This window comes from Pseudoroseicyclus aestuarii (assembly GCF_003217255.1).
GTDB lineage: Bacteria > Pseudomonadota > Alphaproteobacteria > Rhodobacterales > Rhodobacteraceae > Pseudoroseicyclus > Pseudoroseicyclus aestuarii.
Genome location: NZ_QJTE01000007.1, coordinates 65,570 through 84,673 on the forward strand (window position 1 = coordinate 65,570; position 19,104 = coordinate 84,673).

Annotated in this window: 24 protein-coding genes, 1 tRNA gene and 1 pseudogene; 18 read left to right on the forward strand and 8 right to left on the reverse strand. The window is 69.1% G+C overall.

The window, feature by feature from the left end; genetic code table 11:
* Window positions 1-107: 107 nt before the first annotated feature.
* From iscR to DFP88_RS15015, 11 genes and pseudogenes are all read left to right on the forward strand, one after another.
* Window positions 108-563, forward strand: a pseudogene (gene iscR / locus DFP88_RS14965) (Fe-S cluster assembly transcriptional regulator IscR); the annotation flags it as partial.
* A gap of 128 nt (window positions 564-691) precedes the next feature.
* Window positions 692-1,738 carry a cysteine desulfurase family protein gene (locus DFP88_RS14970; RefSeq protein ID WP_245904838.1) on the forward strand — a complete coding sequence of 349 codons (1,047 nt, stop codon included), beginning with the start codon at window positions 692-694 and terminating at the stop codon, window positions 1,736-1,738.
* A gap of 14 nt (window positions 1,739-1,752) precedes the next feature.
* Window positions 1,753-3,324, forward strand: coding sequence for a Fe-S cluster assembly protein SufB (gene sufB / locus DFP88_RS14975; RefSeq protein ID WP_245904839.1), 1,572 nt, complete (start codon window positions 1,753-1,755; stop codon window positions 3,322-3,324).
* A gap of 32 nt (window positions 3,325-3,356) precedes the next feature.
* Window positions 3,357-3,677: a heavy metal-binding domain-containing protein gene (locus DFP88_RS14980; protein WP_110815552.1), complete on the forward strand. Its 321-nt coding sequence runs from the start codon at window positions 3,357-3,359 to the stop codon at window positions 3,675-3,677.
* Window positions 3,674-4,291: a class I SAM-dependent methyltransferase gene (locus DFP88_RS14985; RefSeq protein ID WP_110815509.1), complete on the forward strand. Its 618-nt coding sequence runs from the start codon at window positions 3,674-3,676 to the stop codon at window positions 4,289-4,291. Before DFP88_RS14980 ends, DFP88_RS14985 begins: the two co-directional genes overlap by 4 nt.
* Window positions 4,292-4,310: 19 nt before the next feature.
* A complete protein-coding gene (gene sufC / locus DFP88_RS14990; RefSeq protein ID WP_110815510.1) occupies window positions 4,311-5,066 on the forward strand; it encodes a Fe-S cluster assembly ATPase SufC in 756 nt (251 codons plus the stop codon).
* Window positions 5,066-6,367, forward strand: coding sequence for a SufB/SufD family protein (locus DFP88_RS14995; protein ID WP_110815511.1), 1,302 nt, complete (start codon window positions 5,066-5,068; stop codon window positions 6,365-6,367). Before sufC ends, DFP88_RS14995 begins: the two co-directional genes overlap by 1 nt.
* Complete coding sequence (locus tag DFP88_RS15000; protein WP_110815512.1) at window positions 6,367-6,861, forward strand: hypothetical protein; 495 nt, start codon at window positions 6,367-6,369, stop codon at window positions 6,859-6,861. The genes DFP88_RS14995 and DFP88_RS15000 overlap by 1 nt, the downstream gene beginning before the upstream one ends.
* 4 nt (window positions 6,862-6,865) lie before the next feature.
* Window positions 6,866-7,477 (forward strand): YIP1 family protein, encoded by a 612-nt coding sequence (locus DFP88_RS15005; protein ID WP_181418673.1) that lies wholly within the window; start codon window positions 6,866-6,868, stop codon window positions 7,475-7,477.
* Complete coding sequence (locus DFP88_RS15010) at window positions 7,470-8,687, forward strand: cysteine desulfurase (protein ID WP_110815514.1); 1,218 nt, start codon at window positions 7,470-7,472, stop codon at window positions 8,685-8,687. The genes DFP88_RS15005 and DFP88_RS15010 overlap by 8 nt, the downstream gene beginning before the upstream one ends.
* A gap of 67 nt (window positions 8,688-8,754) precedes the next feature.
* Window positions 8,755-8,831 (forward strand) — tRNA-Arg (locus tag DFP88_RS15015).
* Between the two features lie 64 nt (window positions 8,832-8,895).
* On the opposite strand, the gene DFP88_RS15020 is transcribed toward DFP88_RS15015, so the two are convergent.
* The 8 genes from DFP88_RS15020 to DFP88_RS15050 all read right to left on the reverse strand — a co-directional run bounded on the left by DFP88_RS15020 (window position 8,896) and on the right by DFP88_RS15050 (window position 13,606).
* Window positions 8,896-9,999, reverse strand: a complete 1,104-nt coding sequence (locus DFP88_RS15020) for a tyrosine-type recombinase/integrase (RefSeq protein ID WP_110815515.1) — start codon at window positions 9,997-9,999, stop codon at window positions 8,896-8,898.
* Between the two features lie 291 nt (window positions 10,000-10,290).
* Window positions 10,291-11,040, reverse strand: a complete 750-nt coding sequence (locus tag DFP88_RS15025; protein ID WP_110815516.1) for a hypothetical protein — start codon at window positions 11,038-11,040, stop codon at window positions 10,291-10,293.
* A 4-nt stretch (window positions 11,041-11,044) separates the two neighbouring features.
* The gene (locus tag DFP88_RS15030; protein WP_110815517.1) at window positions 11,045-11,317 is read right to left on the reverse strand and encodes a DUF2312 domain-containing protein; all 273 of its coding nucleotides are present in this window, start codon (window positions 11,315-11,317) and stop codon (window positions 11,045-11,047) included.
* 176 nt (window positions 11,318-11,493) lie between these two features.
* Window positions 11,494-11,649, reverse strand: a complete 156-nt coding sequence (locus tag DFP88_RS17120) for a hypothetical protein (protein WP_181418674.1) — start codon at window positions 11,647-11,649, stop codon at window positions 11,494-11,496.
* Window positions 11,646-12,386: a cold-shock protein gene (locus tag DFP88_RS15035; protein WP_146227522.1), complete on the reverse strand. Its 741-nt coding sequence runs from the start codon at window positions 12,384-12,386 to the stop codon at window positions 11,646-11,648. Before DFP88_RS15035 ends, DFP88_RS17120 begins: the two co-directional genes overlap by 4 nt.
* Window positions 12,383-12,877, reverse strand: a complete 495-nt coding sequence (locus DFP88_RS15040; protein WP_146227524.1) for a hypothetical protein — start codon at window positions 12,875-12,877, stop codon at window positions 12,383-12,385. Before DFP88_RS15040 ends, DFP88_RS15035 begins: the two co-directional genes overlap by 4 nt.
* Window positions 12,874-13,074 (reverse strand): hypothetical protein, encoded by a 201-nt coding sequence (locus DFP88_RS15045; RefSeq protein ID WP_110815520.1) that lies wholly within the window; start codon window positions 13,072-13,074, stop codon window positions 12,874-12,876. The genes DFP88_RS15040 and DFP88_RS15045 overlap by 4 nt, the downstream gene beginning before the upstream one ends.
* Window positions 13,075-13,276: 202 nt before the next feature.
* Complete coding sequence (locus DFP88_RS15050) at window positions 13,277-13,606, reverse strand: helix-turn-helix domain-containing protein (protein WP_110815521.1); 330 nt, start codon at window positions 13,604-13,606, stop codon at window positions 13,277-13,279.
* A gap of 88 nt (window positions 13,607-13,694) precedes the next feature.
* On the opposite strand from DFP88_RS15050, the gene DFP88_RS15055 reads away from it, so the two are divergent.
* The 7 genes from DFP88_RS15055 (at window position 13,695) to DFP88_RS15090 (ending at window position 18,406) form a co-directional block, all read left to right on the forward strand.
* Window positions 13,695-13,943: a hypothetical protein gene (locus DFP88_RS15055; RefSeq protein WP_110815522.1), complete on the forward strand. Its 249-nt coding sequence runs from the start codon at window positions 13,695-13,697 to the stop codon at window positions 13,941-13,943.
* 339 nt (window positions 13,944-14,282) lie between these two features.
* The gene (locus DFP88_RS15065) at window positions 14,283-14,801 is read left to right on the forward strand and encodes a hypothetical protein (RefSeq protein ID WP_110815524.1); all 519 of its coding nucleotides are present in this window, start codon (window positions 14,283-14,285) and stop codon (window positions 14,799-14,801) included.
* On the forward strand, window positions 14,798-15,397 hold the full coding sequence (locus DFP88_RS15070; protein ID WP_110815525.1) for a DUF1937 family protein: 600 nt from the start codon (window positions 14,798-14,800) through the stop codon (window positions 15,395-15,397). Before DFP88_RS15065 ends, DFP88_RS15070 begins: the two co-directional genes overlap by 4 nt.
* Window positions 15,394-15,741 (forward strand): hypothetical protein, encoded by a 348-nt coding sequence (locus DFP88_RS15075; protein ID WP_110815526.1) that lies wholly within the window; start codon window positions 15,394-15,396, stop codon window positions 15,739-15,741. The genes DFP88_RS15070 and DFP88_RS15075 overlap by 4 nt, the downstream gene beginning before the upstream one ends.
* Window positions 15,738-16,364: a hypothetical protein gene (locus tag DFP88_RS15080; RefSeq protein WP_110815527.1), complete on the forward strand. Its 627-nt coding sequence runs from the start codon at window positions 15,738-15,740 to the stop codon at window positions 16,362-16,364. The genes DFP88_RS15075 and DFP88_RS15080 overlap by 4 nt, the downstream gene beginning before the upstream one ends.
* Before the next feature lie 327 nt (window positions 16,365-16,691).
* Complete coding sequence (locus DFP88_RS15085; protein ID WP_110815528.1) at window positions 16,692-17,546, forward strand: amidohydrolase family protein; 855 nt, start codon at window positions 16,692-16,694, stop codon at window positions 17,544-17,546.
* Window positions 17,543-18,406 carry a hypothetical protein gene (locus tag DFP88_RS15090; protein ID WP_245904840.1) on the forward strand — a complete coding sequence of 288 codons (864 nt, stop codon included), beginning with the start codon at window positions 17,543-17,545 and terminating at the stop codon, window positions 18,404-18,406. Before DFP88_RS15085 ends, DFP88_RS15090 begins: the two co-directional genes overlap by 4 nt.
* Window positions 18,407-19,104 lie beyond the last annotated feature (698 nt).

The following is a 19,104-nucleotide window of genomic DNA, read 5'->3' on the forward strand; positions in this document are numbered from 1 at the left end:
GAGGTCGGGATTCTTGAGCCCTCGCCCCGGAACGGCTGCAAGGGGATTAAGGATGCCTGCCGCCGCCGTCAATCTATGCGGACCGACGAGACAGCAAAGAGGTCACGATGAAGCTTTCGACCAAGGGGCGATATGCGATGGTGGCGCTGGCGGATCTGGCGCTCGCGCCCTCTGGCGGCCTCGTGACGCTGAGCGACGTGTCGCGGCGTCAGCGCATCTCGCTGGCCTACCTCGAACAGCTTTTCGTCAAGCTGCGGCGCGAGGGGCTGGTCGAATCGGTGCGCGGCCCCGGTGGCGGCTACCGGCTTGCGCGTCCGGCCGGAGAGATCCGCGTCTCGGACATCCTCTCTGCCGTCGATGAGACGGTGAACGCGATGCACAAGGGCGCCGGCGCCACGGGGGGATCCTCTGGCAGCCGCGCGCAATCGGTCACCAACCGCCTGTGGGAGGGGCTGAGCGCGCATGTCTACGTCTTCCTGCACCAGACCACGCTCGAGGATGTGACGGGCAACCGCGTGCTGCCCTGCCGGGCGATCCCCTCGCTTTTCGAAGTGGTGGACGAGGCCGAGGACATGATGATCCCCGATGCCGTCTCCGGCGGCGTCGCAGGAGAGCCGATGCGCGCCGCCCTTGGCGACCGCGCCGACGAGGTGGCGCAGGACGTCGCCGAAGGCCTGGCGGGCAAATCCACGTGACCCAGCGCGCCTACCTCGATCACAACGCCACCACGCCGCTGCGCCCCGAGGCGCGCGCGGCGATGGTCGAGGCGATGGATGTCGCGGGCAACCCCTCTTCGGTGCATGCCGAGGGGCGGGCCGCCCGCGCGCTGGTCGAGAAGGCGCGCGCCGCCGTCGCTGAGGCGACGGGATGCGCCGCGGGCGACGTTGTCTTCGTCTCCGGCGCCTCCGAGGCCGCGGCGCTGCTGCTGGCGGGGCGGAGCCTGCAAGGCGCCGCGATTGAGCACGAGGCAGTCGGCGCCTGGACCGACGAGAGCCTGCCCGTCGACAGCGAGGGCCGCGTTGCCCTCGCCGATCCCGCGACAGCGACCCTGCAACTTGCCAATTCCGAGACCGGCGTGATCCAGGACCTGCCCAGCGGGCTGGCCGTGTCGGACATCACGCAGGGCTTCGGGCGGCTGCCCTTCAGCTTCGATTGGTCCGGGGTGCAGGCGGCGTTCCTGTCCGCGCACAAGTTCGGCGGGCCCAAGGGGGTCGGCGCCGTGCTGCTGCAGCCCGGCACCGATCTGGCCGCCCGCATCCGCGGCGGCGGGCAGGAGATGGGCCGCCGCGCGGGGACCGAGAACCTGATCGGCATCGCCGGCATGGCCGCTGCCGCGACCGCGGCGCAGGCCGAGCTTGCGGATGGCGCTTGGGCCCGCGTCGAAATCCTGCGTGACCGGCTGGAAGAGGCCATTGCGAGCGCGGGGACGGGTCTTATCTATCCCGGTAGGGGCGCTGCCCGCCTGCCGAACACGAGCTGCATCGCCGTGCCCGGCTGGAAGGGCGAGACGCAGGTGCTGCAGATGGATCTGGCGGGCTTCGCGGTCTCGGCCGGATCGGCCTGCTCCTCGGGCAAGCTGCGGCCCAGCAAGGTGCTGCGGGCCATGGGCCATGGCGAGGAGGTCGCGACGAGCGCGATCCGCGTCTCGCTCGGGCCCGAGACGACAGAAGACGAGATCATGCGCTTTGCGGACAGATGGACCGCGGCGCTGAACAAGAGACGCGCCCGCGCGGCGTGAGCAAGGAGACGCGAATGGATACCCTCGATCCGACGGACATGCCCGACGTGACGGACCGCGCCAAGGACGGCGTGGATCAGGACACGGTGGATGCCGTGGCCAAGCTCTCCGGCAAGTATAAGTACGGCTGGAACACCGATATCGAGATGGACTACGCGCCCAAGGGCGTGAACGAGGACATCGTGCGCCTGATTTCCGAGCGGAACGGAGAGCCGGAGTGGATGACCGACTGGCGCATGCAGGCCTTCGCCCGCTGGAAAGAGCTGGAAAGCCCCGACTGGGCCATGCTCGACGTGCCCGGCATCGAATTCCAGGAGCAGTATTACTACGCCCGCCCCAAGAGCATGGCGGTCAAGCCGAAAAGCCTTGATGAGGTCGATCCCAAGCTTCTGGAGACCTACAAGAAGCTGGGCATCCCGCTGAAAGAGCAGATGATCCTCGCCGGTGTCGAGGGCGCGGGCGAAGCCGTGCAGGACGCCGATACCGCGATGCAGGGTGACGGCGAGCGGCGCGTGGCCGTCGATGCCGTCTTCGACAGCGTCAGCGTCGGCACCACCTTCAAGGCGGAGCTGGCCAAGGCCGGCGTCATCTTCTGCTCGATCTCCGAGGCGATCCGCGAGCATCCCGAGCTGGTGAAGAAGTACCTCGGGTCGGTCGTGCCGCAGTCCGACAACTTCTTCGCGACGCTGAACTCGGCCGTCTTCTCCGACGGGTCCTTCGTCTATGTTCCGCCGGGCGTGCGCTGCCCGATGGAGCTGTCGACCTACTTCCGCATCAATGCCGAGAATACCGGCCAGTTCGAGCGGACGCTGATCATCGCCGACAAGGGCAGCTACGTCTCCTACCTCGAGGGTTGCACCGCGCCGCAGCGCGACGAGGCGCAGCTGCATGCCGCCGTGGTCGAGATCGTCGCGCTGGAAGATGCCGAGGTGAAGTATTCCACGGTCCAGAACTGGTATCCCGGCGACGAGAACGGCAAGGGCGGCATCTACAACTTCGTCACCAAGCGTGCCGATTGCCGCGGCGACCGCTCGAAAGTGATGTGGACGCAGGTCGAGACCGGCTCCGCCATCACCTGGAAGTATCCCAGCTGCATCCTGCGCGGCGACGAGAGCCAGGGCGAGTTCTACTCCATCGCCATCGCCAACAACATGCAGCAGGCCGATACCGGCACGAAGATGGTTCACCTGGGCAAGAACACGCGGTCCCGCATCGTCTCCAAGGGGATCAGCGCGGGCCGGGCGCAGAACACCTACCGCGGCCTTGTCTCTATGCACCCCAAGGCCAAGGACAGCCGGAACTACACGCAGTGCGACAGCCTGCTGATCGGCGATCAATGCGGCGCCCACACGGTTCCCTACATCGAGGTCAAGAACAACTCGAGCCGGGTGGAGCATGAGGCGACGACCTCGAAGGTAGACGACGACCAGATGTTCTACTGCCAGCAGCGGGGCCTGGGCGAGGAAGAGGCCGTGGCCCTGATCGTCAACGGCTTCTGCAAGGACGTCCTGCAGGCCCTGCCGATGGAATTCGCGATGGAGGCGCAGAGCCTGGTCGCGATCTCGCTGGAAGGGAGCGTCGGCTGATGGGCCTGTTCGGCGGCAAGGACGGGCACGAGCTGCTCATCACCACGACCCCCACAGTCGAGGGGCGGCCCGTTGCCGAATACATGGGCGTCGTGACCGGCGAGGCGATCCTGGGGGCGAATGTCTTTCGGGACTTCTTCGCCGGGATCCGCGACATCGTCGGCGGCCGGTCCGGCGCCTACGAGCGCTCGCTGCGCGAGGCGCGGGAGACCGCCCTCAAGGAGATGGAGGACGAGGCCAAGGCACGCGGCGCCGATGCCGTGATCGGCGTCGATCTCGACTACGAGGTGCTGGGACAGGACAGCGGCATGCTGATGGTCAGCGCCTCGGGCACCGCGGTGCGCCTGGGGTGACGCAGGCCGCCGCCCCGGTCCGGCCCGACGCCCAGACGGCGCCTGAGCTGACGCTGCCTCCGCAAGAGGCGGCGGCGCTGCGGGCGGGCTACGAGGCGGCTGAGGTGATCCTAGAGTACGGCACCGGCGGGTCGACCCTCATGGCGGCACAGCTGCCGGGGCGGGCGGTCTTCGGGGTCGACAGCGACCCGGACTGGATCGCGGGGCTGGAGGCCTGGTTCGGCGCCAACCCGTCCGAGGCCCGGGTCGTGCTGCACCACGGCGATATCGGCCCGGTGGCGCGCTGGGGCTATCCCGCCGGCAGCCAGTCCTGGCGCCGGTTCCAGCGCTACCCGCTGGGGGTCTGGGACCGGGACGACTTCCGGCACCCCGACGTGGTGCTGATCGACGGCCGCTTTCGCGCGGCCTGCTACCTGACCGTGCTGTTCCGGATCACCCGGCCCGTCACGGTCTACTGGGACGATTACACGGATCGCCCCGGGTACCGCGAGGTAGAGCGGCTGTCGGCGCCCGTGGCGCTGCATGGCCGGATGGCAGAATTCAGGGCGGAGCCGACACCGGTCCCGCCCGAGGCGCTGGACTGGGTGATCGGCACCTATGCCCGGCCGAACTGAGATGAATGGAAGGACGACGATGCTCGATATCAAGGACCTGAAGGTCAAGCTGGAAGAAGAGGACAAGCAGATCCTCAAGGGTGTGGATCTGTCGGTCGAGGACGGCCAGGTCGCGGCGATCATGGGGCCCAACGGCTCCGGCAAGTCGACGCTGTCCTACGTTCTCTCGGGCCGCGAGGGCTACGAGGTGACGGGCGGCGAGGCCTCGCTGCAGGGGCAGGACCTGCTGGACATGGACCCCGAGGAGCGTGCCGCCGCCGGCCTGTTCCTGGCGTTCCAGTACCCGGTCGAGATCCCGGGCGTCGGCAATCAGGTCTTCCTGCGCACCGCGCTGAACGCGCAGCGCAAGGCCCGCGGTGAAGAGGAACTCTCGGCGACCGACTTCCTGCGCGTCGTGCGCGAGAAGGCCAAGACGCTGAACATCGACGCCGAGATGCTGAAGCGTCCCGTCAACGTCGGCTTCTCCGGCGGCGAGAAGAAGCGTAACGAGATCCTGCAGATGGCGGTTCTCGAGCCGAAGATGTGCATCCTCGACGAGACCGACTCCGGCCTAGACGTCGACGCGATGAAGCTGGTGTCGCAGGGCGTGAACGCGCTGCGCGACGCGGGTCGCAGCTTCCTCGTGATCACGCACTACCAGCGCCTGCTGGACCACATCGTGCCCGACGTCGTGCACATCATGGCCGATGGCCGGATCGTGAAGTCCGGCGGCCCCGAGCTGGCGCTCGAGGTCGAGAAGAACGGCTATTCCGACATTCTGTCCGAGGTGCGCTGATGGTTCTTCCCGTTCGCAAGACACGCAAGACCGACGTCAAGGCCGAGGCGACCGAAGCGCGCCTCGCGCCGCTGACGCTGCCCGAGGGCGGGTCCTGGTCGCAGGGCGCGCGCAAATCCGCGCTCGAGCGGCTGCGCGAGATGCAGCTGCCCGGCGCCCGTGACGAGTACTGGCGCTTTACCAAGCCCGGCCCGCTGCTGGAGCCGCAGGTGTCGGCCCTCCCGCTCGAAGAGCAGGATCCCGTCTTCGACGGCGTGGAGGCCGCGCGGATCGTCTTCACTGATGGCCGTTTCGATGCCGAGGCCTCCGACACGGATGCGCTCGAGGGGGTCGAGATCGAGCGTCTCGCCACCGCCGCCGGGGCCGACATCCACTGGGTCCGCGACCTTTACGGCGTGCTCGAAGCGAAGGATCAGGCGCGGGTCGAGCGCCCCTTTGCCGCGCTGAACACCGCCTTCGCCGCCGACGGCGTGGTGATCCGCGTGACCGGCCGCGCGCCGCGCCCCGTGCACCTCGTCTACCGGCGCGAGGCCGAGGCCGCCGACGTGATGCTGCATCACATCGTGAAGGTCGAAGAGGGGGCCGAGATGACCCTGCTCGAGACCGGGACGGGTGCCGCGCGCATCAACACGGTGCTCGAGGTCGATGTCGCCAAGGGCGCGACCTTCCACCACGTCCGCAGCCAAGGGCGCGAGCATGACCGGCTGGTCAACACGCATGTCTATGCCCGCGTCGCCGAAGAGGGGGTCTTCAAGACCTTCACCTGCGCGCTCAATGGCCGGCTGACCCGCAACGAGGTCATGGTCGACATGGCAGGCGACGACGCTGTGGCGCATATCGCCTCGGCCTGCCTCGGCGACGGCAAGGGGTTCCACGACGACGACACCGTCTTCGTCACCCACGGTGCCGAGCGCGGCGAAAGCCGTCAGGTCATCAAGAAGGTCCTGCGCAATGCCGCCACCGGCGTGTTCCAGGGCAAGATCCTGGTCCAGCCCGGCGCGCAGAAGACCGACGGCTACCAGATCAGCCAGTCCTTGCTGCTGGACGAGGACGCCCAGTTCCTCGCCAAGCCCGAGCTCGAGATCTACGCCGACGACGTGCAGTGCAGCCACGGCAGCACCTCGGGCGCGATCGACGAAGAGGGGCTGTTCTACCTGCGCTCGCGCGGGGTGCCGCATGACCGCGCGGTCGAGCTTCTGGTGCTGGCCTTCGTGGCCGAGGCGCTGGACGAGATCGACGACAGCGATCTGGCAAGTCGCCTGCGCGACCGGCTGGACGGCTGGCTCTCGCGCCGCCGCTGATGGCCGTGACGGCCGATATCGCCCGCACCTGGCGGCGGCCCGGACAGGTCCTGTCCGGGCTGCTGGGGCAGGGCGCGCGCGAGGATCGGGCGCTGATGTACCTGATGACCGGCTGCGCGCTGGTCTTCGTCGCGCAATGGCCGCGCCTTGCCCGCGTAGCCGCGCTGACGGAGGTGGGGCTGGACCGGCTGATCGGCTACGAGGTCCTCGCCTGGCTCTTCGTTTGGCCGCTCGCCTTCTACGTCCTGGCCGGGGCGCTCTGGGCGCTGCTGCGGCTTGTCCGTCTGCGGATCAGCGCCTTTGCCGTGCGGCTGGCGCTGTTCTGGGGCTGGCTCGCCGCGACGCCGGCGGCGCTGCTTTACGGGCTGCAGGTCGGGCTCAACGGCTACGGCCCGGGGGCGCATGTGCTGGGCCTTCTGTGGCTGGGCGCCGTGCTGCTGTTCTGGGGCGCCGGTCTCGGGGCCGCGCTGCGCGCCCGCCCGGCGCAGGGATAGCACCATGGCGCTGGGCGATCTTCTGTCGCTGACGCTGCGCGCCCCGCGCGAGGCCGGGGACCGGCTGCTGGCGCTGGACCTGCCGCTGGGCACCGTGATTCAGGCCATGGTCCTCGTCTGCTGCCTGTCGGTGCTGCTGACGGCGGCAGGGCAGGGCATGGCCCCGGCGGTCGAGGTGATGCCCGGCACCTTCACCGTCTCGCCCTTCGGCTATGCCGGGCTTCTGGGCGGGGCGCTGCTGCTGCTCTCGGGGGCGCTGGTGCTGGCCGGGCGCGTGCTGGGCGGGCAGGGGACCTTTCAACAGGCACTGGCGCTTGTCGTCTGGCTGGAGTTCCTCGCCGCCCTGTCGCGGCTGGCGCAGGCGCTGCTCTTGCCGATCTCGATCCAACTGGCCGGACTTGCCGGGCTGGCCGCCATCTTCTGGCTGCTCTGGTGCCTCGTGGCCTTCACCGGCGCGCTGCACCGCTTCGACACGCCCCTGCGCGCCTTCGGCACGGCGGCGCTGGCGGTGCTGGGCCTCGGCCTCGTGCTGGGGCTGGCCCTCTCGGTCGCCGGCGTCGGGCCCGAGGCCATGGCCGGCGCCCATGCTCACGCTCAAGGAACACACCATGTTTGATGTCGCCGCGATCCGCGACCAGTTCCCGATCCTCAAGCGCGAGGTGAACGGCACCCCGCTGGTCTACCTCGACAACGGCGCATCGGCGCAGAAGCCGCAGGTGGTGCTGGACCGGATCATGCAGGCCTACGGGCAGGACTACGCCAACGTCCACCGCGGGCTGCATACCCTCTCGACCCTCTCGACCGAGGCCTACGAGGGCGTGCGCGGCAAGGTCGCGCGGTTCCTGAACGCCCCCTCGGAGGAGGAGATCGTTCTCAATTCCGGCACCACAGAGGCGATGAACATGGTCGCCTACAGCTGGGCCGCGCCGCGGCTTCAGCCCGGCGACGAGATCGTTCTCAGCGTGCTCGAGCATCACGCCAACATCGTCCCCTGGCACCTTTTGCGCGAACGGCAGGGGGTGGTACTGAAATGGGTCGATTGCGCGCCCGACGGGAGCCTCGACCCGCAGGCCGTCATCGACGCCATCGGCCCGAAGACGAAGCTGGTCGCCGTGACGCATCTGTCGAACGTCACCGGCACGGTGGTCGACGTCGCCGCGATCAGCCGCGGCGCCCGCGAGAAGGGCGTGCCTGTGCTGGTCGACGGAAGCCAGGGCGCGGTGCACATGGCCGTCGACGTCCAGGCGCTGGGCTGCGATTTCTACGCCGTCACGGGCCACAAGCTCTACGGTCCCTCCGGTTCGGGCGCGATCTGGATCGCCAAGGAGCGGCTGGCCGAGATGCGCCCCTTCATGGGCGGCGGCGACATGATCGACACGGTGACCCGCGATGCCGTGACCTATGCGCCGACGCCGATGATGCTCGAGGCCGGGACCCCCGGCATCGTCTCGACCATCGGGTTCGGCACCGCGCTCGACTGGATGATGGACATCGGGATGGACAAGATCGCCGCCCACGAGGCCGGCCTGCGCGACTACGCGGCCGAGCGGTTGGGCGGTCTGAACTGGCTGCAGCTTCAGGGGACCGCACCGGGCAAGGCCGCGATCTTCAGCTTCACCATGGCCGGCGCCCATGCGCATGACATCTCGACCGTGCTCGACCGCAAGGGCATCGCCGTGCGCGCCGGCACCCATTGCGCGATGCCGCTGATGGAGCATCTGGGCGTCGGCGCCACCTGCCGCGCCAGCTTCGGCGTCTACAACACCGTCGAGGAGGTCGACCGCCTCGTCGAGGGGCTGGAGCTGTGCCAGGATCTCTTCGGCTGACGCCGCGCCCGCCGCGCCACATTCGATTTGCGCCCGCCTTTGCCGCGCGCTATAGGCGGCGCAAGGCGCACCCGTAGCTCAGCTGGATAGAGCGCTGCCCTCCGAAGGCAGAGGCCATAGGTTCGAATCCTATCGGGTGCACCAATAATTGCTAGATCTTCGGGGTCTCGCGATTTTTTCTCGGTCCCGTTTCGGTGCTGAAACTCCCTTAAGATCGCCTGTTCATGGCCTGCACGGCCGTCTCCATGTGTTGCGCGGAGTGGTGACCGTAGACTCGCTCGATCGTGGCGATGCTGGTGGAGAAGTAGCCAGCCGCGTCCCAGGTACTGGCCCCTCTCTGTAGTGCCCATGTAATCGCGGTGTGCTTCAGCACATGCGGTGTGATGCCGCTAAGATCGATTCGAATGCCGCTCTCGGCGGCAAGCTCACCTGCTAGCTCGACTGCGCGCTCCCAGCCCTTTCGGATGTCGCTGACCATGCCTCGGACGGTCTCGCCCTTCCTTTCAACCCGCCGCTCCACGACATAGCGGCGCCCATTCGCAGCCTGCCGGCGCAGGTGCGCCAGATAGCGGTCTGGAAGGCGGGCCGGCCTCTGCCGCTTCGCCGTCTCTCGCTTGCCCTGCGGGCGACGGTAGAGGATTCCGTTGACGGTATCGACATAGCCCCCGCTGATGCTGGGCGTGTCTATGTGCATCGCGAGGATCGTCGCCTTCCTCGAGCCTGTGTAGAGGCCGTGCAGGATGAAGTCCTGCAGGTGCCGGCCGTCACGGTTCAGCGCCCGTGCTCCCCGCAACAGCCAAGCTGCTTCTTGCCGCGTCAGCCACCGCTCCCGGCCGTCCGGCTTTGCCGGCAGCGTCACCTTTGGTGCACCACCGACCAGCACGCCCTCTCGGGCGCAGTAGTTCAACGCCGCCTGCAAGGTGCCCAGCTCGCGCCGGATCGTGCCATCGCTGACGCCGCGCTGCGCCGCGTACCGGCGGCAGGTGGCCCCTGTCACGCTCGAAGCGGACAACTCGCCCCAGAAGGGGATCAGCGCCTGCATCGAGTAGAAGACCCGATCCGATGCTGCGATGTGGGGCGCGTGCTCTTCCGCGTAAATGGCGAGCGCGTGCGCTAGCTTCAGCTCCTCTGGCCGGGTCGGACCAACTGGACGGAGCTTCCGGTCGAGATATTGCGCGAGGGCTTCTTCAGCCTCGCGGCGCTCTGCAGAGCCAGTACTGATGCGGTTGGTGCCGTCTCTGATTTCCCAGACGGACGCTCCACCGGCGCGGGCGCGCCAGTAGAGGCGGGGGCCCTTGGCTCTACGCGGCATAGTTCAATCAGCTCCTCTAAGTCTTGGGGATGCAGCCGGAGCGCCCGGCCCATTCGGATTGTCTTTCCGTGCTTGTCTGCGGCGCGCCGCAGGCTTTCACGGGGTACGCCGAGCTGTGCGGCAGCATCTTCGATTTTTAGAAGTTGAACGGTCATTCCGGCTCTCCCTTTTCTCGATGGTCACCTGCCTGCGCCTTTCCGTACTGCGCCGCCTTCGCGCATCCATGCCGCCCACACCACTGGTGCACGACACATCCGCAGGCGATCCGGTCTCCGGTACTCACGCCGCCGCTCATGCTGTCACCTCGCCTGCCTCGGTCACCGTGCCAGCCCACTGGTCGGCGCAGGCCTCGGCCAGGCCCTCGAAGGTCCGGCTGCGGATCTTCCAGCGGTCGGGGCCCGGCGGGGCGCGGTGGATCGCGCTCCAGGCCTTGTGCTCGGGCGTGCCCGCCTTCGGCGGTGTCAGCTTCTCCGTCGCTGCCAGTTGCGGCAGGCCGCGCAGGTAGAAGCCGGTTGCCTTGAAGGCCGGCTCGCCGAACCACCAGGGCTGGACGATCTGCGGCTTCGGCAGGTCCTCGGGCAGGCGGGCGCGGCCGTGCGGGTTCATCACCGGGTTCTCGATCGCGACGCGAGGGATCGGGGCTTGCCAGCAGGCCGTGAAGAGGGCGGCGCCTTCGTCCAGCAGCCGCCACATGATCGCGCGGCGGGCCTCGGTCGAGAGGGTCGGCCAGTCCGCCCTCTCCTCGGCGGCGGCATCAGCCGGCGGGTTCTTCGGCGGCTCGTGCAGCCAGCGGACGCCGCTGTTGCAGAGCCGGGTGCAGGGCGGGTGCATCACCGCCAGCATGTCCCAGCCGAGGGGCAGGTAGTCCCGGATGTCGCCGATGAGGTGCCGGTTGCTGCCGTCCTCGGCCGGCAGCAGGTCGCAGGACCAGACGTCGTGCCCGCGCGCGGCCATGGCCCGGCGCATGACGCCGCTGGTCTCGCAGCCGACGAGGATGCGGAGCGGCGTGGCAGGCGAGCGGGTGTGAGAGGTGTCCAGCATTGGCTCACATCCCCAGCGCGGCTTTGTACATGTCGAGGATGGCCTCTTCCTCGGCGACGTCGCCCGGGTCGCGCTTGCGCAGGGCGATGAGCCTGCGCAGGGCCTTGGTGTCGTAGCCGCGGCCCTTGGCTTCGGCCATGACCTCCTTCATCTGGTCCGCGATGTCCTGCTTCTCGGCCGCAAGGCGCTCGCTGCGCTCGACGAACTGGCGCAGCTCCTGTGCGGCTGCGGCCAGCAGCTTGCCCGTGACAGCCTCGTCTTCGGCGGTCTGCTTCATCGGGGTGCGATTGGCCTGCCGCGCCCCGGCGGCTTGGCTCGAGGCATCACCGGGGGCGGAGCCGGAGACGCAATGCGGATCGGCAGGCGTGGCGCGCGCGGCGTTAACGGCGGCAGGCTCCGCGCTGTTCGCCGGACCAAGCTTCGCGTCCCTTTGAGGCTGATCGGTTGAGAGGGTCACAGGCAGCTCCAGCAGACGCGGGCGGAGAGGAAGATCGCGGCGCCGATGAGCAGCTCGAGGACCGCAAGGATCAGCACGACGCCGAGCCAGCGGCCGTCGGCGTAGCGCGGGTCGCGGTCTTGAACGTCGGAGTGGTGCGCAGCGCTGCTCATGATGCTTCTCCGGGCTTCGCGCGATGCGCCAGCGCCAGCGCCAGCGCCTTCTGATCCTCCGCCTCGGTCGGCTCTTCCGCCTGCGCCTGGGCCGCCTCCTGCGCCTGCAGGTCGACCTGGGCCCAGTCACGGGCTGCGACGGCGATGAGGCCGCGGGGACCTTCGGTGACATGCAGCGCCAGCGCCTCGCCCTTGGCGGGCGGGTTGAGCCCGACGAGGCGCAGCACGCTGGCATGCAGGAAGATGTCCCGGTCCGGGGCGCCGAAGGCCCGGGCGAAGCCGATGCCGCGGCGGGCGTCGTACCAGGTCACCCGCGCCGCCTCGACGGGCAGGGCCGCGGCATCGACTTCGCGGCCGATCTCCGCGAGGAGGGCGGGCGGCACGGGCGTGGCGGCCGGCGCCGGCCCAAAGCTCAGGATCTCGCTGACCTTGGTGCCCTTGTCGGTCTCGGCGAGCTGGACGGTCAGGCGGGTGCCGGGGGCGATGCCGGAGCGGCCGGCCCAGTCGAGGGTGCTGGCATGCAGCAGGGCCTCAGCGCCGAGATCGAAGCTGACGAAGCCATAGCCCTTGGCGCGGTCTAACCACAGGACAGTGACCTCCTCGCCCTGGAGCGCGGGGGCAGGCGGCGCTGCCTCGGCAGCGGATGACCGATTGGGTGCAAGCGCCATAGCGGGCGCTCGAGCATCGGCACGACAATCTGCCGCGGCCTCAGCCTGGAAGGCGTTGGCGTGGATCATGCGGCCTCCTCGGTCTCTGCAGCGACAGCATTGAGCGCCGCGGCTGCCTCGGCGATGGTCTGACCCGGCACGGCGGCCGGCGGCGCGATGGTCTGCAGGCCGGGATGAATCATCCGGTCCAGAAGCGCCTGGGCCGAGGCCCGGACTGAGTCCGTCGCCGGTGTGAGGTGCTGCAGGACCGACAGCGCCCAAGCCCGCTGTAGGGTGCGGCGCTGCGGCTCGGCCGCGGGGGCGACGTAGCCGCCGGCAGCGGCGCGGGCGGCGAAGCGCCAGCGCAGGGCGGCGGACACGTAGCTCATGTCCGAGATGGTGATGCCGTGCAGCGCGATGATGCGCAGCGCGGGCAGGCCGCTGTCGTCGGTCTGCCAGCTGCCGCCGCTGCGCAGCACCTCGGCGCGCAGCCGCTCGACCAGCGCCTGCGGCGCGAGCGCATCGAGATCGTCGCAGAGGGCTGCGAGCGCCGAGGGTGTTGGGGCTGCCGCGTCCATCACCGCAGGCCTCCCTCGATGACGCGCAGGGCGACGCGGCCAGCACCGTCACCGGTCTGGCGCAGCGGGGTGCCGCGGGCGGTCATCAGGGCCAGGCGGGCGAGCTGCGCGAGCAGCGGCCGGTCGGCGTAGCTGCCGGGATCGGCCGCGATGGCGGCGGCGTCGGTCAGGACGCGCGGGGAAAGCGTGGTCGGTGGCATGATGAGGCTCCATCGAGAACGACGATAGAGCCTTTGCTGATCCGATATTATCGGATAGTCAAGCTGACGGATACGACTTTGTCGGATTTAATTTTTCAGTCGCGGGTTGACGCTTTAGATCAAAGCAAGAACATTCCGGCAAATGGAGAACAGCAGAACATGATGCGCGGGCTGATTCTGATGCGGCAGCTCGGCCTAAACATCAATTGGCTGGTGCGTCCGGGTCTGGCTTGGCGGAGGAGAGAGCCGCGAACAATGCGCTCTGCACGTCGCCCGGAAGCTGATTGTAGTCGCCGTAGAGAAGAAAGTTAAAGTCTACGCGGTGGTCGCGGTACAAGTGCGCCATCACCTTGATCGAGGGACTGCCTTTGACCTCCTGGGAGTTATAGGTGGTCTGCGCGACGCCGGCGGCCGCGGCAAAGTCTTTCTGGTTCAGTCCAGTGATTTGGCGTGCTGCTCTCAGCCGCAAAGCTATCGCTTGCGGCGTGGAGTCCCGGTGGCGGACGAGCTTCTCTTTCTCATCGGGCGACATGTCATCCTTTTAGCGGAAATCCGAAAAAGCCGAAGCCTTCATCGTCATCTCTTGCGGATCCGAAAATATCGGATTACAGCTACTCGCCATGGAGACGGATCTCAGACGCTTTATCGACAGCTTGGGCGGCTACCGGGCCGCGGCGCGACGCTTCGGCATGGGGCCAACCACGCTGCACACCCACCTGAGCCGCGGCACGCTTCCCACGAAGTTCTATAGGTCGGCGACTGCCCTGGCCGACGAGAAGAGCGTCCCTCGTCCTGATCCCCAACTTTTCTCCTTCCAAGCGCTCTTGCCCGAGAAGCCAGAGCATTCCGGAGAGGAAAGAGCGGCATGAGCGTGCATCTGATCCCGCGGCTTCACCGCACTGACCGCCTCACCGTGGCGGATATGAGCTTCGTCCAGGCCGCTATGTCGCGGGAGGCGGCATTGCCTCGGACCGCGCCCAAGGGCCGGCGCAGCAGGCCCATCTCTCCCAGTCACCCGATACTCATCCCTGCTGTGCTTCGGCGCGTCCATGGGTGGACGCTGCCCGGGCGCGGCCTGTCCAGCAAGGAATCGAGGTTGCTCATGCGTCACCTCAAGGTGTCTCCGCGCGGGGGCACGCGTGGTCGCCGCGCCACTGCCAGCGCTACCGAGACCGGCTCGTGCCCTATCATCGCCTGTGGAGGCTCCCATGGCTGACGCGATCATCAGCGGGTTGTTCGAGCAGCTGGTCGAGCGGATGGGCGGGCCGACGCGGCAGGGCGGGCAGGGCGTGCTGGCCAACCTGCTGGAGGCCCGCACCGGCAAGGCCGACATGCGCGGCACCGTTTCCAAGATGTGCTCCGGACATCTGGAGATCAGCTACGAGGCCATCCTCGTCGCCGAGAACTTCACCGGCAGCTATCCGATCTCCACCCGGCGCGGCGAGGAGATCGTCCGCCGCGGAAGGCAAAGCGCACTCTCGAGCGCCGACATCCCGGAGCTTGCCGCTACCTGCGCCATTCGTGCCGGCGCCGCCCAGGCGGAGTTGTTCCGGGCGCTTTCGGACATCAGCGACGGCGGCGCCGCGCTGACACCGAATGAGGCGGCGGCGGTGGTGGCGGAGATGCGAGCCGTGCAGGAAACAGTCGGCCAGATCATCGCGCTCGCCGAGGAGGTCGCGCAGCAGCCGCAGGCCTCCAGCCTCCGGAGCGGGAGGGCTGGCGCATGAGCATGCACCACCGCCTGCCCCGCGATCCTGACTGGCCGCAGCTCTGCGCGCGCTACACCGGCAGCGGCTTGCTGCAGCGGGACGTGGCGCTGATCGACGCGGCGCAGGCGCTGCGCGGCAGCCTCGCTTATCTCGCTACCCCCTACACGCGCCAAAGCACCGACGACAACGGCCGCTGGTGCCCGAGCCTGTCGTGCGACCTCTCCGATGCCGCTGCCGCCTGGTGCAGCCGTTTCGCCCAAACCGGCGTCACGGCCGTCTCGCCGGTGGTGCAGGCGGACGCGATGCTGCAGCGCGACCCCTGGGGCGACGCTCTCGATCCGCTGGACGAGCACTTCTGGTCGACGTGGTGCCGGCCGCTGCTCTCGCGCTGCGACGCGGTGGTGATCCCGCCGCTGCCCGGCTGGGACTGCAGCGCCGGCGTCTGGGCCGAGGCCTGCGCCGCCGTCACCCGGCAGAGGCGCGTGATCCTGATCGGTGCAGAGCCGGAAGGGCCGCAGAGCCCGGAGCCTGTGGCCTTTGCACCTTCGGCTGTCCCGCGGGTTCCGCGTCGGCAGCCTGTTCCCGAGTATCATCAGCGAGGAGGAACGCCATGAGCATGGCCTTTGCCATCGACCAGAGCGAGGCGGAGGCTGTCCCAGTCGTCGCCGGATCGCGCAGCGAGCCGCAGGAGGTGCAGGCGATGCGCAACCTCTGGGTCGCGGTGATCGAGCAGCATTACCGAACCGCGCTCTCGCCCTTCAAGTCGGACCAGGTGGAGCGCCGCCGCGCGAGGGTCTGGTTCGAGACAGAGGGGTTTGACGACGTCTGCGCGCTCGCCGGCTTCGAGGCGCCGGAGATCCTGCGCCGTGGCATCCTGCGCCAGCTGGCCGCCGCCGACGCGGGCGAGGCCGTCGCCTTGGCGCATTGCCGGGTGCAGGCGCAGGGGGCGGAGCTGTGAACGCCGCGCCGCTGCGGGCGGTGACGGAAGAGGAGCTGCCGGAGTACCCGGTCGGGCGCGACGTGCGGCTGAGCGGGCAGTACTTCCTCAAGTTCGAGACCTTCCGCTACCTCAACTCCACCATGGCGCTGACCGGCACGCCGGAGGTGCGCTGCCATTACCTCGAGCTGATCTTCCAGTCCCAGCACCAGGTGCCGATCGGCACCCTGCCGGCCGACCCGCTGGTGCAGGCGCGGCTGGCGCGGGTCGATCCCGCGCACTGGAAGGAGCTGTGCAAGATGGAGCCCTCGCCGCTGCACCACTGGACGCCGTGCCTGTCGGAGGGGGAGGTGCGGCTGATGCACCGGGTGGTGCTGGACACGGTGCAGGACCAGCTGGCGCGGCGCGAGGTCTCGGAGCTCAAGCGCGGCGACGACGCGGTGCGCAAGCGGATCATGCGGCTGCGCGAGCGGATGACGGCGGCGGGGTATGACCGCGCTGTCGTGGCCGACGACGTGCTGGTCGAGCGGATGGATGCCTGGCTGGCCAAGCACGTGCGCGGGCAGCGGCGGCAGGATGCCTACGACAAGGTGTTCCAGGTGGCGGTGCGCGAGCGCTGGATCGGAGGTGCCCCCAGACGCTGAGGCCGCGGGCGCCGCCGTATCCGGTTGCGGTGTGTCAGCGGTGTGTCCGCGGACTGTCCCGGACAGTCCGGTTCTGTCCGGCGGACAGAATGGCGCCAGACCGGCCAGGGGGGCGATGAGCCCCGCAAAACGACGCTTTCGACCCGATCTGTCCTGATCTGTCCCGGTGTGTCCGGACATGTCCACGGACGGATCGGACAAGTCCGGCCAGTTTCGGACAGTCCGCTCTGAGAGAAGAAAGAGAAGAGAAGGACAAGGACAGCGGACAGAACCCAGAGGGTGAGCCTGTGGATAACTCCAGCAGGCGCAGAGAAGGAGGTGAGGGCCATGATGGCAGCACCAGAGACCCGGCAGCAGAACGGGGAGCAGCGGAAGGGCGCAGAGAGGCGAGAGGCCCTGCAGCAGCCCGAAGCGCCGGCGCAAGGCTTAGAGGGACGCCAGCAGCCCGCAGGGCCGGAGCAGGGCAGCCAGCCCGGCACGGCTACCGAGGGCGCGCAGCAGCCCGAGGAGAGCAACCGGGACCGCGTCCGGCGCCTGCTGCTGGTGCCGCTCGGCTTCCGCTTTAGGCGGGGGACCGATGCGGGGGAGGCGCGCCGCAGCCTCGACGCCCTGGCGGACGAGCTGGGCTACATGAGCGACGCCAGCCTCTCCGCCCTGCGCGGCATGCTCGCCTCCAAGGGCGAGGGAGCGGCCCGCTGCTTCTGGCCCGACCTCGCGACCTTCCGCGGCTTCGCGGAGATCGTCCAGCCGCGCCCGCTCGAGGAGGTGCCGGCGCTGGTGCGCTGGTTCCGCTCGGTCGAGGGGCCGCGGGCGGTGGAGGCCGGCACGCTGGTCGAGACCTTCCTCTGGTTCGAGAAGAAGAAGGCGCCGCCGCTGACGCCGCAGGCCCGGGCCATGGTGGCGCAGCGGGCCCAGCAGAACCACCGGCGGCTCGAGGTGATCTCGGACCGCCGGGCGCGGGAGGTGCGCAACGACGCGCAGGATTTGGAGTGGGAGCGCTGGTACCGCAGCACGCTTGCCCGCGTCGAGGCGCTGGTCGCGCGCGTGCAGCGCGAGAAGCAGGCGCAGGACCGCACGGCGGGGTCTGCGGCGACAGCACAAGGGACAGGGGCGGCACCGCAGGCCCGTCCCGCGCAAGACACGACACGACCGACACGGACGGCAGAGGAGATGACCCGATGAAGGACAGGCTGGCAGAGATCATCGGCGACGGCCGCGCGGCGCTGGAAGCGCTGCCGAAGGCAGAGCAGCAGGCGCTGGTGGACGAGATGGGCTCGATCGCCCGCGCCCGCCGCGCCGCCTGGGGCCGGCTGCCCGAGGCGGAGCGGATGCGGCTGGTGCGCGCCGCGGGCGCTGTGCCGGTCAGCACCGGCGATGCCGCGCCCGAGGCGCCCGCCCGCGGCGCCGTGCGCGTGGTGACGATGCAGGGGATGTGTCCGACGGGAGAGACGGGCTTCGAGCTGCAGCCCATCGGCTACCGCGGGCGGCAGACGATGCGGCGCGCCGACGCCGTGGACGTGATGGCGCACCAAGCGGCGCAGAAGAAGACCAAGGTGGCGCTGACACCGGCGCAGGTGGAGATGGGCCGGCACTACGCCGCGCTCTTCGAGCGCTGCGAGGCCAGCGACATGCGCGGCTCCTCGATGGAGATGACCGGCGGTCGCTCTGTCGGCGCGCGCGGCGGCGACGTGAACGAGGCGCGGCTGGAAGAGCGGCGGCGGCTGGTGGCGCTGCAGCGCCGGATCGGCGACGGGGTGGCGATGCCGATCCGGCGGGTCCGCCCCTCGAAGCGGGGCGCGGACGCCAAGCCGCGGCGGGCGATCAGCGACCGGCAGCTGGTCGACGGCGTCTTCGTCGAGGGGCTGACGATCTCGGGCCTGCTGAAGAAGCACAACTGGGGCCTGGGCGGCGCCACGGTGCAGGCGGCGACGGCAGCGCTTGCCGCGGCCCTCGACCGGCTCTCGGGCCCGGCCCCGCGCCCGCGGATGGCGGCGGCCTTCTACGGCACCCGCGCCAGCTGGCCGGCGGAAGAGGAGGTGTGACCAGGAGCGGCGGGCGCCGGCGGCAGGCAAGCGAGCCAGCCGGACTGGCAGTGCCGGCCCTTCCGAGCGCGGTGGGCGTGCCGGTGGTAGCGGCGGCGGCAGGGGCAGGGCCTCCCGCGGCCCCGCTGCGCGGGGGACCGGGGGTGGTCTGAAAATCTGGGCAACCTCGCGGTGACCGCGCATCCAACCTTTCTTTTCGTGCGCGGCTATTTCAGGAAAAAAGCCCACTTGGTGGAGTAAGAGGGGGGAGGCGAAGCGGCAGCGTCCGACCACCTTCGGTATGGGACCGGTCAAGCATGTGTGGTGTCGAGAGGCCCTGCGACCTAAGACCCGACTCTCCTCCGGCCAATCGGCGAGTCCGCTGGTCGACGTCTGACGCTGCGGGACGAAAGCGCCTGGCTCCCCCAGATGCGCCGCCGCTCCCCGTCCATAGCTGCCGTTTGCAGACGAAGGCATTGCTGCCGTGCTACTTTACCAATCCGATCATTTGTGCCTCGCGGAGCATCTCACTGCGAAGATTTTCGCATCGCGAACTTCTCAACGTCTGATGCGCGTGTGGTTCTTCCTCGGTGCGCGGGTGTTATGCCGCTCGCCCTTGCCGCAAACGGCGCGAGCGGGCGGCTCATCTAATATCGGCTTTCTTTGCCGGAGGTATCAGCCTGATGCGAATGGCGTGCCGGATGAGAGGCCGCTCTGCG

What these genes read in the sequence shown, in the direction of transcription:
- sufB (WP_245904839.1), top strand. Translation starts at nt 1,753, where the DNA reads ATGGATACCCTCGATCCGACGGACATGCCCGACGTGACGGACCGCGCC.
- DFP88_RS15010 (WP_110815514.1), top strand. Translation starts at nt 7,470, where the DNA reads ATGTTTGATGTCGCCGCGATCCGCGACCAGTTCCCGATCCTCAAGCGC.
- DFP88_RS15075 (WP_110815526.1), top strand. Translation starts at nt 15,394, where the DNA reads ATGAGCATGGCCTTTGCCATCGACCAGAGCGAGGCGGAGGCTGTCCCA.
- DFP88_RS14995 (WP_110815511.1), top strand. Translation starts at nt 5,066, where the DNA reads ATGGTTCTTCCCGTTCGCAAGACACGCAAGACCGACGTCAAGGCCGAG.
- DFP88_RS15005 (WP_181418673.1), top strand. Translation starts at nt 6,866, where the DNA reads ATGGCGCTGGGCGATCTTCTGTCGCTGACGCTGCGCGCCCCGCGCGAG.
- DFP88_RS15025 (WP_110815516.1), bottom strand. Translation starts at nt 11,040, where the DNA reads ATGCTGGACACCTCTCACACCCGCTCGCCTGCCACGCCGCTCCGCATC.
- DFP88_RS15045 (WP_110815520.1), bottom strand. Translation starts at nt 13,074, where the DNA reads ATGCCACCGACCACGCTTTCCCCGCGCGTCCTGACCGACGCCGCCGCC.
- DFP88_RS15090 (WP_245904840.1), top strand. Translation starts at nt 17,543, where the DNA reads ATGAAGGACAGGCTGGCAGAGATCATCGGCGACGGCCGCGCGGCGCTG.
- sufC (WP_110815510.1), top strand. Translation starts at nt 4,311, where the DNA reads ATGCTCGATATCAAGGACCTGAAGGTCAAGCTGGAAGAAGAGGACAAG.
- DFP88_RS15055 (WP_110815522.1), top strand. Translation starts at nt 13,695, where the DNA reads ATGGAGACGGATCTCAGACGCTTTATCGACAGCTTGGGCGGCTACCGG.
- DFP88_RS15000 (WP_110815512.1), top strand. Translation starts at nt 6,367, where the DNA reads ATGGCCGTGACGGCCGATATCGCCCGCACCTGGCGGCGGCCCGGACAG.
- DFP88_RS17120 (WP_181418674.1), bottom strand. Translation starts at nt 11,649, where the DNA reads ATGAGCAGCGCTGCGCACCACTCCGACGTTCAAGACCGCGACCCGCGC.
- DFP88_RS15085 (WP_110815528.1), top strand. Translation starts at nt 16,692, where the DNA reads ATGATGGCAGCACCAGAGACCCGGCAGCAGAACGGGGAGCAGCGGAAG.
- DFP88_RS15065 (WP_110815524.1), top strand. Translation starts at nt 14,283, where the DNA reads ATGGCTGACGCGATCATCAGCGGGTTGTTCGAGCAGCTGGTCGAGCGG.
- DFP88_RS15030 (WP_110815517.1), bottom strand. Translation starts at nt 11,317, where the DNA reads ATGAAGCAGACCGCCGAAGACGAGGCTGTCACGGGCAAGCTGCTGGCC.
- DFP88_RS15070 (WP_110815525.1), top strand. Translation starts at nt 14,798, where the DNA reads ATGAGCATGCACCACCGCCTGCCCCGCGATCCTGACTGGCCGCAGCTC.
- DFP88_RS15035 (WP_146227522.1), bottom strand. Translation starts at nt 12,386, where the DNA reads ATGATCCACGCCAACGCCTTCCAGGCTGAGGCCGCGGCAGATTGTCGT.
- DFP88_RS15050 (WP_110815521.1), bottom strand. Translation starts at nt 13,606, where the DNA reads ATGTCGCCCGATGAGAAAGAGAAGCTCGTCCGCCACCGGGACTCCACG.
- DFP88_RS15020 (WP_110815515.1), bottom strand. Translation starts at nt 9,999, where the DNA reads ATGCCGCGTAGAGCCAAGGGCCCCCGCCTCTACTGGCGCGCCCGCGCC.